Origin of the sequence: Serinicoccus sp. CUA-874 (assembly GCF_001942225.1) — a bacterium.
Taxonomy (GTDB): domain Bacteria; phylum Actinomycetota; class Actinomycetes; order Actinomycetales; family Dermatophilaceae; genus Ornithinicoccus; species Ornithinicoccus marinus.
This window is the reverse complement of the sequence record NZ_MKJZ01000038.1, coordinates 88,457-102,235: the sequence shown is the minus strand read 5'-3', so window position 1 is coordinate 102,235 and position 13,779 is coordinate 88,457. Positions and strand designations below refer to the sequence as shown.

The following is a 13,779-nucleotide window of genomic DNA, read 5'->3' as shown; positions in this document are numbered from 1 at the left end:
CCGTCATAGGGTGAGTGCCGTCCGCCCGGTGGCGCTCTCCGGAGGTGCAGACCGGGCCGGCCGGGCGCAGGAGGGGGTGACGAAGCCGTCCTTGTTGACGAAGGTCGTGATCTGCCGGTCGACGTCCTCGAACTCCTCGTGGCACCCGATGTCGGCATGGCCTCCACCCACGCCCGATCGGTGACGTGCGCCCGGCAACACACCCCTGGCCCCCCGTCGCGGCGACCCGGTGTGGGCGATGCGCCGCCCGACCGACGGCGCCTCAGCCGCGCCGGTACGCCAGGTCGGTGATGTGCCGACCGGCCTCGATGCCGCGGCGCTCGAAGCGGGTCATCGGCCGCAGCGGGGCGCGCTCGGTGGACTCCAGCTCCCAGGCGGTATGCCGGTCCAGCACCGTGCGCATCGCGTCGGCGTAGTCGGCCCAGTCGGTCGCGAGCCGCCACAGGCTGCCGGGGCGCACGAGGTCGGCCACGGTCGAGGCGAACTCCGCGGAGACGAGCCGGCGCTTGTGGTGGCGCGTCTTGGGCCACGGGTCGGGGAAGAAGGTCCACACCTCGTGGGCGCAGCCCGGCGGCAGGATCGTCTGCAGCGCCAACGCGGCGTCGGCCTCGACGAAGCGGACGTTGGTGAGCGGCTCCCCCTTGTCCATCTTGGCCATCGCGTGCCCGATGCCCGGGCGCCACACCTCCAGGGCCAGGAAGTCCCAGCCCGGCTGCTCGGTCGCGGCGTTCACCAGGGCGTCCCCCGAGCCGGAGCCGATCTCCACCACCAGCGGCGCCGTCCGCCCGAAGACTTCCTCCGGGTCGATCCGGTGTGCCGGGTCCACCCCGGTCGAGCCGTCCGCGCCGTGCGGGCGGGGGACGTCGAGGACGAGGGCGTCGGCATACCGGTCCCAGGCGGCCTGGTGGGAGTCCTTGAGCATCCGGCCACCGCGCCGGGTGAAGGACCGGGTGCGTGCCAACGGGCGCGGCCCCACGGCCGGGTGGCCGTGCGCCTGGTGACCCGTCGGGGCCTCGGGGCGGACGGACGGGGTGTCCGGTCGGGTCACTTCTTGCTCTTCGCGGGCTCGGCGCCGCTGCCGTCCTGGGAGAGCGCGGCGATGAAGGCCTCCTGCGGCACCTCGACGGAGCCGACCATCTTCATCCGCTTCTTGCCCTCCTTCTGCTTCTCCAACAGCTTGCGCTTGCGGCTGATGTCACCGCCGTAGCACTTGGCCAGGACGTCCTTGCGGATGGCGCGGATGGTCTCGCGGGCGATGACGCGCGAGCCGATCGCCGCCTGCACCGGCACCTCGAACTGCTGCCGAGGGATGAGCTCCTTGAGCTTGCCGGCCATCTGCACGCCGTAGGCGTAGGCCTTGTCCCGGTGCACGATGGCGCTGAAGGCGTCGACGGTGTCGCCCTGCAGCAGGATGTCCACCTTGACCAGGTCCGCCTCCTGGTCGCCGGAGGGCTCGTAGTCGAGCGAGGCATACCCCCGGGTCCTGGACTTCAGCGCGTCGAAGAAGTCGAAGACGATCTCCGCCAGCGGCAGGGTGTAGCGCAGCTCGACCCGCTCCGGCGAGAGGTAGTCCATCCCGAGCAAGGTGCCGCGGCGCGCCTGGCACAGCTCCATGATCGCCCCGATGAACTCGCTCGGGGCGAGCACGGTCCCGCGGACCACCGGCTCGGTGATGGAGGCGATCTTGCCGGCCGGGAACTCGCTGGGGTTGGTCACCTCGAGCTCGGTGCCGTCGTCGAGCCGCACGTCGTAGGAGACGTTGGGCAGGGTCGAGATGAGGTCGAGGTTGAACTCCCGCTCCAACCGCTCCCGGACGATCTCGAGGTGCAGCATCCCGAGGAAGCCGACGCGGAAGCCGAAGCCCAGGGCCCCGGAGGTCTCCGGCTCGTAGACCAGCGCCGCGTCGTTGAGCTTCAGCTTGTCCAGCGCGTCGCGCAGGATCGGGTAGTCCGAGCCGTCGATCGGGTAGAGCCCCGAGAAGACCATCGGCTTGGGGTCCTTGTAGCCGCCGAGCGGCTGGTCGGCCTGCCGCCGCTCCCCCGTCACCGTGTCGCCGACCTTGGACTGGCGCACGTCCTTGACCCCGGTGATGAGGTAGCCCACCTCACCCACGCCCAGGCCCTTCGTCGGCGCCGGCTCGGGGCTGATCGCCCCGATCTCCAGCAGCTCGTGGGTGGCCTTGGTCGACATCATCGCGATCCGCTCGCGCGGGGACAGGCTGCCGTCCACGACCCGCACGTAGGTGACGACGCCGCGGTAGGTGTCGTAGACCGAGTCGAAGATCATGGCACGCGCCGGGGCGTCCGCGTCACCCACCGGCGGCGGGATCTCGGCGACGATGCGGTCCAGCAGCTCCGGGACGCCCTCGCCGGTCTTGCCGGACACCTTGAGCACGTCCTGCGGGTCGCAGCCGATGAGGCCCGCGATCTCCTCGGCATACTTCTCCGGCTGGGCCGAGGGCAGGTCGATCTTGTTGAGCACCGGGATGATCGCGAGGTCGTTCTCCATCGCGAGGTAGAGGTTCGCCAGCGTCTGCGCCTCGATGCCCTGCGCCGCGTCGACGAGCAGCACCGCCCCCTCGCAGGCCGCGAGGCTGCGGCTCACCTCGTAGGTGAAGTCGACGTGACCCGGGGTGTCGATCATGTTCAGGACATACGTCCGCTCACGGCTCGGAGCTCCCTGCGGTCGCTCGCTCCCGCTGCTCCGTGGACCAGGCTCCTGCGTCGCGGTCCACGGCATCCGCACGGCCTGGCTCTTAATGGTGATGCCACGCTCGCGCTCGATGTCCATGCGGTCGAGGTACTGCGCCCGCATCTGCCGTTGGTCCACCACACCGGTGACCTGCAGCATCCGGTCGGCCAGGGTCGACTTGCCGTGGTCGATGTGCGCGATGATGCAGAAGTTGCGGATCACCTCCGGCGGGGTCGCGGCCGGCTGCGGCACGGTGTCGGGGCGGGCGAGCGGAGACAGGGCGGGCACCTCACAGGTATGCGTCGCGCGGACAGGGGTCTGCCCTCCAGTCTCCCATGCCGGGCACGCCGGACCGGCCAGGGAGACGAAGGCGCGCGCCCGGGCTCCCGACGGAAGGGACGGGGCCCGGACGCGCGTCTCGGGAAGGCGCCGCCGCGGGTGGTCTCTTCCCGCGGTGGCGCCGGTCTTGGGGGTCAGCCCTGCGGCATCAGCACACCGTCGATGAGGTAGACGGTGGCGTTGGCGGTCTGGACGCCACCGCAGATGACGGAGGCGTCGTTGACCATGAGCTCGTCGCCGGAGCCGGTCACCTCCAGGGTCTCGCCCTGGGCGGTGGTCTGCTCGCCCGCGACCTCGTCCGGGGTCATCTGACCGGGGACGACGTGGTAGGTGAGGATCGACTGGAGCAGCTCCGCGTCCTCGCCGAGGGTCGCCATCGTCTCGTCGTCGATGGCCTCGAAGGCCTCGTCGACCGGGGCGAAGACGGTGAACTCGTCGCCGTTGAGGGTGTCGACCAGGTTGACGTCCGGGTTGACCTCGCCGGAGACGGCAGCGGTCAGCTGGGTCAGCAGCGGGTTGTTGGAGGCGGCCACGGCGACCGGGTCCTGGGCCATGCCCTCGACCGAGCCGGCGCCGTCCGGCACCTGCGCGGCGTAGTCCTCGCAGCCGGGACCGACCAGGCCCGCGGCCGGGTCCATGGCCATGTCGTCCTCGGTGGCCATCTCGTCGTCGGCCATGTCCTCCTCGGACTCCATGTCCTCAGAGCTCTCCTCCTCCGAGCCCATGTCCTCGCTGGCACTCTCGGCGGCGCTGCGGCCTCGTCGGACATGTCCTCGCCCCCGCCACAGGCGGACAGGGCGAGCATCGAGGCCATGGAGACGGCAAGAATTCCCTTGGAGATACGCATCGTGCATTCCTTTCTGATGGGTCGGTGGTCAGGCGACGGAGACCGTCACGCTGTGCCACCCGGTCGACCCGTCAGGAGCGATGGGCTCCCGCCGGGAGGTCTGTACCTGGCCCGCGCGATCGGTCGCGCGGACCTCGAGCCGGCGGTTCCCCGGCTCGGCCGGCCACACCCAGCGCCAGGCGCGCCAGGTCTGGTCGGAGTCCTCGACGCCCAGCTCGGCGTCGTGCCACTCCCCCTCGTCGACGCGGACCTCGACCCGCTCGACGCCGACGGTCTGCGCCCAGGCGACGCCCGCGACGGTCACGTCCCCCGCGCCCAGCTGGGCGAAGGGGCCGGGCACGTCGATCCGGGAGGAGAGCTTGATCGGGGCCTTCGCGGCATACCCGCGGTCGGTCCAGTAGGCGGTGAAGTCCTCGAACCGGGTCACCTCCAGCTCGGTGAGCCACTTGGTGGCGGAGACGTAGCCGTAGAGACCGGGCGTGACCATCCGCACCGGGTAGCCGTGCTCGGCCGGCAGCGGACCGCCGTTCATCCCGAGCGCGACGAGGGCGCCGCGGTCGTCGGTCAGCACGCCGAGCGGGGTGCCGGCGGTGAAGCCGTCGGTGCTCACCGAGCGGACCGCGTCGGCGCCGTCCTGCACGCCAGCCTCGGCGAGCAGCTCACGCGTGGGTATGCCGATCCAGGTCGCCGTGCCCAGCAGGTCACCACCGACCGGGTTGCTCACGCAGGTCATGGTGATGCGGCGCTCGACGAGGTCGCGCTCCAGCAGGTCAGCGACGGTGAGCTCGAGCGGGCGGTCGACCATCCCGGTGATGCGCAGGACGTGGTCCCGTGCCTCCACCTGGGGCACCTGCAGCGCCGTGTCGACACGGTAGAACTTCTCGGTGGGCGTGATGTGCGGCGTGAGGCCGTCCACGTCGAAGCTCACCCCGGAGGGAACCGGCTCGGCCGCCGTCGCCGGTTGCGGCAGGTCCAGCGCCGCCGGGCCGGCAGAGCGGCTCCCCGCCGTCCGCGCGGCGGCGCCGACCGCACCGACGGCGGCCACCCCCGAGGCCGCGGCCAGCACGCTGCGCCGGCGTGGACCGTCCTCGCGTGCCGGGGCATCGAGCGAGGAGAGCATCCACGCCAGTCCCCCCAGGCCGACCGCCAGCATCACGGCGACGCACGCGAGGATCTCCAGCGACCCGGCCCCCTGCGCCGGGTCGAGGAGCATCGCGGCGGCGGCGAGCGCGATGAGGACGGCCAGCCCGGTGAGCGCCGCCGCGCGGCGGCGCACCCCGACCATGCCGAGGACGGCGAGCGCGACCGCGAGGACGACGAGCACCCCGGAGAGCAGCACGAGCTTGTCCGCGCTGCCGAAGGTCTCGATGGCCCATTCCTTGACCGGGCGGGGCGTCAGGTCCACCACCCGGTTGCCGACGGCCACGACCGGTCCGGTGACGCCCAGGACCGCCGCCAGCCCCGTGCCGGCGAGCACGCCGGAGGCCCCGGCGAGCAGGCCGGAGCCGGCTCCGGCCGCGCGGGCCGTCCGGCGGGTGGGTGTCGTCGTCATGCCCAGGGTTCGGCCCCGGGCACTCCTCCGGATGTGTGACCTAGCTCACACCAGGCTGGCTGAGCTGCACGAAGGCCCGCAGCCGCCCCTCCGCGTGGTCACGGATCTCAGTCCAGCCCAGCGCCTCGTAGAACGCGCGCTGCCGCGGCTCGTCCTCGGTCAGGAGCACCTTCTGCCGGCACCCCTCGAAGGGCTCCAGCGCCGCGACCACGAGCGCCCGGCCCACGCCCTCGCGCTGCAGCTCGGGGCGCACGAGCACGTCCTGCAGGTAGGCGATGCTGGCCCCGTCGGAGATCACCCGGGCCAGGCCCAGGAGCTCCCCGCCGTAGCGGGCGGTGACGACCCGGGTGGACCCGGCCACGGCCGCCTCCAGGGCGTCGGGGTCGGTCGTGTAGGCGGACCAGCCGACGGCGTCGTAGAGGCCCAGCAGCTCCTCTCGCGCCGGTCGGTCGTCAGCGGTGATGACGATCTCGTGTCCGGTCACGGCACCGAGACTAGGTGAGCACGCGCGGGCCTGCCACAGGGCGCGGCACCACCGGTCAGGGCGTAGATATCTCCACGTCGAGACGATACTGTGTCTTCCGACCAGTGGATATCTGTTTCCCCTAGACGGAATGCCGAGGAGTCTCATGGCCAGCACCGACGCCCACATCACCCTGGATCTGCCCGAGGGGGTGCTGGTCACCGGCGAGCTGCGTCCGGGCTACGACGAGATCCTCACCCGACCGGCCCTCGAGCTCGTCGCGCAGCTGCACCGCTCGCTGGAGACGCGACGGCAGGAGTGCCTGGCCGCCCGCGCCGACGTGGTGCGCAGGGTCGCCGACGGCGAGGACCTGGACTTCCTGCCCGAGACCGCGCAGGTCCGCGCCGACGACACCTGGCGGGTCGCCGACCCGGCGCCGGGCCTGGTCGACCGCCGCGTCGAGATGACCGGCCCCACCGACCGCAAGATGACGATCAACGCGATGAACTCCGGGGCCAGGGTGTGGCTGGCCGACCAGGAGGACGCCAACACCCCGCTGTGGGAGAACGTCGTCGAGGGTCAGATCAACCTCCGTGACGCGATCAGCGGCACGATCTCCTTCACCTCCCCCGAGGGCAAGGAGTATGCCCTCACCACCACCGACCAGCAGCAGCTCCCCACCATCGTCATGCGCCCGCGCGGGTGGCACCTGGACGAGAAGCACATCACGGTCGACGGGCAGCGGGTCGCGGGAGGCCTGGTGGACGTCGCACTCTACCTGTGCGCCAGCGCCCAGCTGCAGCTGGACGCCGGCAAGGGTCCCTACCTCTACCTGCCCAAGATGGAGCACCACCTCGAGGCCCGCCTCTGGAACGACGCCTTCGTCCTCGCCCAGGACGCACTCGGCATACCGCAGGGCACGATCCGCGCCACCTGCCTCATCGAGACCTACCCCGCGGCCTTCCAGATGGAGGAGATCCTCTACGAGCTGCGCGAGCACTCGGCCGGGCTCAACGCGGGGCGCTGGGACTACCTCTTCAGCGTCATCAAGACCTATCGCACCCGGGGAGCCGACTTCGTCCTACCCGACCGGGCCGCCGTCACCATGACCGCCCCGTTCATGCGGGCCTACACCGAGCTGCTGGTGCGGACCTGCCACCGACGCGGCGCGCACGCCATCGGTGGCATGTCGGCCTTCGTCCCGGCCAACGACGAGGAGGTCAACGCCGCGGCCTACGAGAAGGTCCGGACCGACAAGGAGCGGGAGGCGCGTGACGGCTTCGACGGGTCGTGGGTCGCCCACCCGGCGATGGTGCCCACCTGCCGGGAGGTCTTCGACGCCGTGCTCGGCGACCGGCCGAACCAGCTCGACCGCACCCGTGAGGACGTCCAGGTCCGCGCCGCCGACCTGCTGGACGTCGCCTCCACCCCCGGCGAGGTCACCGAGCAGGGGCTGAAGGCCAACATCGAGGTGGCCATCGCCTACCTCTCGGTCTGGCTCACCGGCCGCGGCGCCGTGGCCATCCACAACCTCATGGAGGACGCCGCCACGGCGGAGATCAGCCGCAGCCAGGTGTGGCAGTGGCTGCACCAGGGCATCACCCTGGACGACACCGGGGAGAAGGTCACCCCCGAGCTCGTCCGAAAGCTCACCGACCAGGTCCTGGAGGAGCTGCCCGGTGGCGCGGACGAGCACCGCGCGGCGACCGAGCTCTTCCTGCAGGTGGCCGTCGCCGAGGAGTTCGCCGACTTCCTCACCGTGCCGGCCTACGAGACCATGCCCTGAGTCCGTCCGCGCTGGCGGCTAGGGTGACAGGACGAGCCCGGACGGGGCCGTCGAGGAGAGTGACGATGACGCAGCACGAGCGGACCATGGACGATCTCCTCACGGACCTGCGCGGATCGCTGCCGGCGCACACGCTGGTCACCGACCCCTCGCAGCGGGACACGTATGCCTGCGACGGGCTCGCGGCATACCGCGTCCGGCCCGGGCTGGTCGTCCTCGTCGAGGACGCGGAGCAGGTCGCGACCACGGTCAGGGCGTGCGCGCGCCACGGCGTGCCCTTCGTCGCCCGTGGCTCGGGGACGGGGCTGTCCGGCGGCGCCCTGCCGCACGCCGACGGGGTGCTCGTCGTCACCAGCCGGCTCCGCACGCTGCACGACGTCCGGCCGCAGGACCAGCGCGCCGTGGCCGACCCCGGGGTCATCAACCTCCAGGTCAGCCACGCGGCGAACCCGCACGGGTACTACTTCGCCCCGGACCCGAGCAGCCAGCAGATCTGTTCGATCGGGGGCAACGTGGCGGAGAACTCCGGCGGCGCGCACTGCCTGAAGTACGGCTTCACCGCCGGGCACGTGCTCTCCCTGGACGTGGTCACGCCCGAGGGTGACCACGTCACCCTCGGCACCGAGGCACCGGACGCCCCAGGCTACGACCTGCTCGGCGCCTTCGTCGGGAGCGAGGGCACCCTCGGGATCGCCACCCGCGCCACGCTGCGGCTGACCCGGCTGCCGCACGACGTGCGGACCTGCCTGGCCGGTTTCGCCAGCACCGACGAGGCCGGCGCGGCGACCAGCGCGATCATCGCCGCCGGCATCGTCCCGGCGGCGATCGAGATCATGGACGCCCTCGCGATCGAGGCCGCCGAGGAGGCGGTGTCGTGCGGCTACCCGGAGGGCGCCGGCGCCGTGCTGGTGGTCGAGCTGGACGGCCCGGAGGTGGAGGTGGCGCACGAGCTGGAGCAGGTGCGGCGGCTCTGCGACGGGCAGGGTTGCTTCGAGTTCCGCGCCGCGACCGACGCCGCGGAGCGCGCCGAGATCTGGAAGGGCCGCAAGTCGGCCTTCGCGGCGGTGGGGCGAATCTCTCCCGACTACATCGTCCAGGACGGCGTGGTGCCGCGGACCTCGCTGCCGGAGGTGCTGCGCGAGATGGGGCGGATCTCCCGCGAGCGCGGCGTGCGGGTCGCCAACGTCTTCCACGCCGGCGACGGCAACCTGCACCCGCTGGTGCTCTTCGACGCGGCGCAGAGCGGCGCGACCGAGCGGGCCGAGGAGGTCTCCGGGATGATCCTGGACCTCTGCATCGAGCACGGCGGGTCGATCACCGGGGAGCACGGCGTGGGAGCCGACAAGGCGCGCTACATGCCCCGCATGTTCGGCGACCAGGACCTGGAGACGATGCAGCTCGTGCGCTGCGCCTTCGACCCGCAGCACCTGGCCAACCCCGGCAAGATCTACCCCACCCCCCGCATGTGCGGCGAGCGCCCGCGGGTCGTCCACGCCGCCGACGAGCCGGTGGTGGACGGCGCCGAGGTCTTCTGATGTCGGTGGTGGAGCGCCTCTCGGGAGCCTGTGCGGTGCGCCCGGCGGGCGAGGCCGACACGGTCGACGGGGTGCCGGCGCAGGCCGTGGCGCGACCGTCCTGCGCGGAGCAGACCTCGGCCTTGCTCGCGGCCTGCCACGCCGAGGGTCTTGCGGTCGTCGTCCGGGGCCACGGCAGCAAGCTCACCTGGGGGCGGGCGCCGGAGCGGGTGGACGTGATCCTCGAGACCGGCGCTATGGACGAGCTGGTCGAGCACTCCCGCGGCGACCTGGTCGCGACGGCGGGGGCCGGTATGCCGCTGGCCCGGCTCGGCGACCTGCTCGCCGGGGGCGGGCACCAGCTCGTCGTCGACGACCTCGCCGCGGGGCGCGGTGCCGACGGCGCGGGCTCGACCCTGGGGGGCGCGGTGGCCACCGGGCTGTCGGGGCCGCGGCGCCTGTGGGCCGGGCCGTTGCGCGACCTCGTCATCGGGGTGCGGCTGGTGCTCGCCGACGGCACGATCGCCCGCAGCGGCGGCAAGGTCGTCAAGAACGTCGCGGGCTACGACCTGGCCAAGCTGCTGACCGGTTCCTACGGCACGCTCGCCGTCGTCACCGAGGTCACCGTGCGGCTGCACCCCCTCCCCCAGGAAGAGGCCACGGTGCTCGCCCGGGTCCCCCATGACCGCCTCGGCCCGGCCCTGGCCCTCCTCGTCGCCTCCCAGCTCGCGCCCCGCACGCTGGAGGTCTCGGCACGGCCCGGGGCCGACCCGCTGCTGAGCATCGGGCTCGGCGGCTCGGTCGAGGGCACCCGGGAGCGGGCGCAGACGCTGGCGGCCGAGCTGGGGTCGCCCGACCTCGCCGGCCCGTCGGTGGCGGTGGTCGGCCCGGAGGGCCCCCCGGAGAAGACGGCCCAGCTCCTCGCCGACGAGACCGGAACGCACGGGACCGCCACCGACGAGACCGACGCCGACCAGTCGGCCCGTCCGACCCTGGTGCGCGCCACGAGCCGGCTCAGCGGCATACCCGAGCTGGTGCGGGAGGCCACGGACCGGGGGTTCGCGGTGACCGGTTCGGCCGGGGTGGGGGTGCTGCACGCCCGGCTCCCCGAGGGCACCGCCCCGGACGCGGTCCGTCGCGCCGTCGAGGAGGTCCGTGCGCTCACCCTGCGGCTGGGTGGCTCCACCGTGGTCCTGGACGCACCGCCGGCGGTCAAGGCAGGGCTCGACGCCGAGGCCACGTGGGGTTCCGTGCCGGGTCTGGATCTCATGCGCCGGGTCAAGGCCGAGTTCGACCCCGTGCGCCTGCTGGCGCCGGGCCGTTTCGTGGGAGGACTGTGATGAGCACCGGAGGCCACACCCACCTCGGTATGCCCCGGGTCCGGGGGATCGAGTCCGCCGTGCTGGCGCAGCCGCCTTCGACGCGCTGCGGCCGCCCGACCCGGACCTGCTCGACGACTGCGTGCACTGCGGCTTCTGCCTCACCACCTGCCCCACCTACCAGCTCTGGGGCGAGGAGATGGACAGCCCGCGCGGTCGCATCGACCAGATCAGGGCCGCGGCGCAGGGCGCGCCCCTCACCGCCGCGACGGTCGGCCACCTGGATGCCTGCCTCGGCTGCATGGCCTGCGTGACCAGCTGCCCGTCGGGCGTGCAGTACGACCGCATTCTGGAGTCGACCCGCGCCCAGGTGGAGCGCCGCGTCACCCGCCCGCGACGGGACCGCGCGCTGCGGCGGCTGATCTTCTCGCTGTTCCCCTACCCCACCCGCCTGCGGGCGCTGCGCGGCCCGCTGCGCGCCGCCCAGCGCTCCGGTGCGCTCGGCCTGGTGCGACGCAGCGGCCTGGTCGGGCGCGTCAGCCCCGAGCTCGACGTCATGCAGTCGCTCGCCCCGCCGCTGGGCCCGCGCGTCATGGTGCCGGAACGCACCCCTGCCGTCGGGACCCGCCGGGCCGTGGTCGGGATGCTCACCGGGTGCGTCCAGCGGGAGTTCTTCGGCGACGTCAACGCCGCGACCGCCCGCGTGCTCGCGGCCGAGGGCTGCGAGGTGGTCGCGCCCGCGCGCCAGGGCTGCTGCGGCGCCCTCTCGGTGCATACCGGCCGCGAGGAGGAGGGCATCGGCTTCGCCCGCCGGCTCATCGACACCTTCGAGGAGGCCGGCGTCGAGACCGTGGTGGTCAACTCCGCGGGATGCGGGTCGACGATGAAGGACTACGTCCACCTGCTCGCCGACGACCCGGCGTATGCCGAGCGTGCCCACGCGTTCAGCGACCGGGTGCGCGACCTCGCCGAGTTCCTGCACGAGCTGGGACCGGTCGCGCAGCGCCACCCGCTGCGCACCGGCGGGCTGGGTGGGCCCGAGCTGACGGTCGCCTATCACGACGCCTGCCACCTGCGGCACGCCCAGGGCGTGGTGAGCGCGCCGCGCGAGCTGATCCGGGGCATACCCGGGGTGGAGCTGGTGGAGATCCCGGACGGCGAGATCTGCTGCGGGTCGGCGGGGGTCTACAACATCCTCAACCCCGAGCCGGCGACCGAGCTCGGCGACCGCAAGGCGGCCTCCATCCTGCGCACCGGCGCCGAGCTCTTGGTCACCGCCAACCCGGGGTGCCTCATGCAGATCACCCAGGCGCTGGAGCGGGCCGGGCGGCCCCTGCCCTTCGTCCACACGGCCTCGCTCCTGGACGCCTCGATCCGTGGGGTGCCGGTGCGCTGACGCCCCGTCGCCTCACGCGCCCACGTGGGTGCGCGCGTCGCGGCGGCGCGCCCACACGACGAGCCCCACCAGCAGGGCGAGCAGCGCCACGAGCTGGAGCAGCCCGAGGTTGAGCCCGACGCCATAGATCCACAGGTAGCTGAGGGCGCCGCCGGCGAGGCAGTAGTAGGCCGTGACCAGGGCGGTCTTGCGGATGAGGTCGCCCTCGCGGCCCAGCAGCCCGACCGTCGCGGAGGCGGCGACGATGTTGTGGATCGCCACCGGGTTGCCACCGGCACCACCGATTGCCTGGGCGGCGACCACGCTCTCCGGCGCCACCCCGATCTCCTCACCGGTCGCGAACTGGAACAGCGAGAAGGTCAGGTTGCTCACCGTGTTGGAGCCGGCCACGAAGGCGCCCAGCGCACCGATCCACGGCGCGACGAGCGGCCAGTTGGAGCCCGCCACCGCCGCGGCGCCCTCGGCCAGGGTGACCGGCATGGAGGCCAGGCCGGACTCGGTGAACTCGGGACCGGAGCGGATGAGCAGCCGCACGAGGGGCACCGCGAAGAGCAGCGCGACCCCGGTGCCGAGGATCTGCCGACCGGCGACGGACCACGTCTGCCTGATCTGTCGGGCGCTCATGCGGTGCAGGGCGTAGGTGAGCAGACAGGTCAGGATGAAGACGGTCCCCGGGCTGTAGAGCCACTGCCAGGTCGTCGAGATCCCGGTGCCGAGCAGGTCCTCGAAGGGGAGGGTCACCGCGGGGTTCTCCGAGCGCAGCGCCGCGGTGAGCGGCTCCACCAGCCGCGTCGCCAGCAGCAGCAACGCGATGAGGACGTAGGGCAACCACGCCGTCACCAGGCCCATCCGACGGGTGTCCAGGTCACCGAGATGGTCGGTGTCCAACGTGCCCATCCAGCGCTCCTGCCAGCCGGACCGCGGCCCGAAGTCGAAGGTGTGCTCCCGGTCGGGCATGAGGAAGCCGCGCGAGGAGGTGAACATCACCAGCGCGAGCCCGGCCAGCCCGCCCAGGAGCGAGGGGAACTCGGGGCCGAAGAACCGGGCGACGAGCACCGAGGGCACGGTCATCGCGACCGAGGCGTAGAGGGCGAAGGGCCACACCTTCAGTCCCTCGGCGAAGCTGCGTCGCTCGCCGAAGAACCCGGTGAGGAAGACCGCGATGAGCAGCGGCACGAGCAGTCCGACGACCGCATGGATCGCCGCCACCTGGAAGCCGATCTCGGCGATGAGCCCGTCGTAGTCCAGACCCAGCTCGCCGGCGCGCTGCTCCACCCCGGCACCGCCCTGCAGGCCGGTGCCCACCCCCACGATGATCGGCGTACCGACGGCCCCGAAGGAGACAGGGGTGGACTGGATGATCAGACCCACCATGACCGCCGCCATCGCGGGGAAGCCCAGCGCCAGGAGCAGCGGGGCGACGACCGCGGCGGGCGTGCCGAAGCCCGAGGCGCCCTCGAGGAAGGACCCGAAGAGCCAGCCGATGATGATGGCCTGCACCCGGCGGTCCGGGGAGATCGCGGTGAACCCGGAGCGGATGGTGGCCATCGCCCCGCTGGAGATGACGGTCGCCAGGAGCAGCAGGGCGCCGAAGACGATGTAGAGCAGCGTGACCGCGATGATGAGGCCCTCGAGCGTCGCCGCGACGACCGCGGTGGGGCGCATCTGCCAGACCACGAGCGCGATGACGACGGTCACGGCATACCCCACCGGCATGGCCAGCTTCGCCGGCCACCGCAACCCGGCGAGGAGGACCCCCACGACGGCGATCGGCGCGATCGCCAACAGGCTCAGCACAGCCAGGTTGTCCACGTCGACACCTCTCCTCGCAGGGCGACGCCCCCTCCTCGGCGCGCCGTCACCTGGGCGCAC

General features: G+C 72.6%; 11 protein-coding genes. 4 read left to right on the top strand and 7 right to left on the bottom strand.

The genetic code is table 11. The features are described 5' to 3' along the window. Positions 1-3: 3 nt before the first annotated feature. The 6 genes from BJF80_RS18970 to BJF80_RS16200 all read right to left on the bottom strand — a co-directional run bounded on the left by BJF80_RS18970 (position 4) and on the right by BJF80_RS16200 (position 5,913). On the bottom strand, positions 4-171 hold the full coding sequence (locus BJF80_RS18970; RefSeq protein WP_158068555.1) for a hypothetical protein: 168 nt from the start codon (positions 169-171) through the stop codon (positions 4-6). 91 nt (positions 172-262) lie between these two features. Next, the gene (trmB, locus tag BJF80_RS16220; RefSeq protein WP_237767671.1) at positions 263-1,048 is read right to left on the bottom strand and encodes a tRNA (guanosine(46)-N7)-methyltransferase TrmB; all 786 of its coding nucleotides are present in this window, start codon (positions 1,046-1,048) and stop codon (positions 263-265) included. Further along, positions 1,045-2,970, bottom strand: a complete 1,926-nt coding sequence (gene lepA, locus BJF80_RS16215) for a translation elongation factor 4 (protein ID WP_075815382.1) — start codon at positions 2,968-2,970, stop codon at positions 1,045-1,047. The genes trmB and lepA overlap by 4 nt, the downstream gene beginning before the upstream one ends. 194 nt (positions 2,971-3,164) lie before the next feature. Further along, positions 3,165-3,755 carry a fasciclin domain-containing protein gene (locus BJF80_RS21325; protein WP_083673755.1) on the bottom strand — a complete coding sequence of 197 codons (591 nt, stop codon included), beginning with the start codon at positions 3,753-3,755 and terminating at the stop codon, positions 3,165-3,167. A 150-nt stretch (positions 3,756-3,905) separates the two neighbouring features. Beyond that, positions 3,906-5,429 carry a molybdopterin-dependent oxidoreductase gene (locus BJF80_RS16205; RefSeq protein WP_075815157.1) on the bottom strand — a complete coding sequence of 508 codons (1,524 nt, stop codon included), beginning with the start codon at positions 5,427-5,429 and terminating at the stop codon, positions 3,906-3,908. Between the two features lie 40 nt (positions 5,430-5,469). Continuing rightward, the gene (locus tag BJF80_RS16200) at positions 5,470-5,913 is read right to left on the bottom strand and encodes a GNAT family N-acetyltransferase (protein ID WP_022925643.1); all 444 of its coding nucleotides are present in this window, start codon (positions 5,911-5,913) and stop codon (positions 5,470-5,472) included. Positions 5,914-6,058: 145 nt separating this feature from the next. Between BJF80_RS16200 and aceB the strand changes: the two genes are divergently transcribed. From aceB to BJF80_RS16180, 4 genes are all read left to right on the top strand, one after another. Next, on the top strand, positions 6,059-7,678 hold the full coding sequence (gene aceB, locus BJF80_RS16195; protein ID WP_075815155.1) for a malate synthase A: 1,620 nt from the start codon (positions 6,059-6,061) through the stop codon (positions 7,676-7,678). Positions 7,679-7,743: 65 nt separating this feature from the next. Then, the gene (locus BJF80_RS16190) at positions 7,744-9,213 is read left to right on the top strand and encodes an FAD-linked oxidase C-terminal domain-containing protein (protein WP_022925645.1); all 1,470 of its coding nucleotides are present in this window, start codon (positions 7,744-7,746) and stop codon (positions 9,211-9,213) included. Continuing rightward, complete coding sequence (locus tag BJF80_RS16185) at positions 9,213-10,532, top strand: FAD-binding oxidoreductase (RefSeq protein ID WP_075815153.1); 1,320 nt, start codon at positions 9,213-9,215, stop codon at positions 10,530-10,532. Before BJF80_RS16190 ends, BJF80_RS16185 begins: the two co-directional genes overlap by 1 nt. A 121-nt stretch (positions 10,533-10,653) precedes the next feature. After that, on the top strand, positions 10,654-11,907 hold the full coding sequence (locus tag BJF80_RS16180; protein ID WP_237767670.1) for a (Fe-S)-binding protein: 1,254 nt from the start codon (positions 10,654-10,656) through the stop codon (positions 11,905-11,907). Positions 11,908-11,919: 12 nt separating this feature from the next. Here BJF80_RS16180 and BJF80_RS16175 read toward each other — a convergent pair whose 3' ends face one another. Further along, the gene (locus BJF80_RS16175) at positions 11,920-13,719 is read right to left on the bottom strand and encodes an L-lactate permease (RefSeq protein ID WP_075815151.1); all 1,800 of its coding nucleotides are present in this window, start codon (positions 13,717-13,719) and stop codon (positions 11,920-11,922) included. Positions 13,720-13,779: the final 60 nt, after the last annotated feature.

What these genes read in the sequence shown, in the direction of transcription:
- BJF80_RS21325 (WP_083673755.1), bottom strand. Translation starts at nt 3,755, where the DNA reads ATGGGCTCGGAGGAGGAGAGCTCTGAGGACATGGAGTCCGAGGAGGAC.
- BJF80_RS16205 (WP_075815157.1), bottom strand. Translation starts at nt 5,429, where the DNA reads ATGACGACGACACCCACCCGCCGGACGGCCCGCGCGGCCGGAGCCGGC.
- aceB (WP_075815155.1), top strand. Translation starts at nt 6,059, where the DNA reads ATGGCCAGCACCGACGCCCACATCACCCTGGATCTGCCCGAGGGGGTG.
- BJF80_RS16190 (WP_022925645.1), top strand. Translation starts at nt 7,744, where the DNA reads ATGACGCAGCACGAGCGGACCATGGACGATCTCCTCACGGACCTGCGC.
- BJF80_RS16185 (WP_075815153.1), top strand. Translation starts at nt 9,213, where the DNA reads ATGTCGGTGGTGGAGCGCCTCTCGGGAGCCTGTGCGGTGCGCCCGGCG.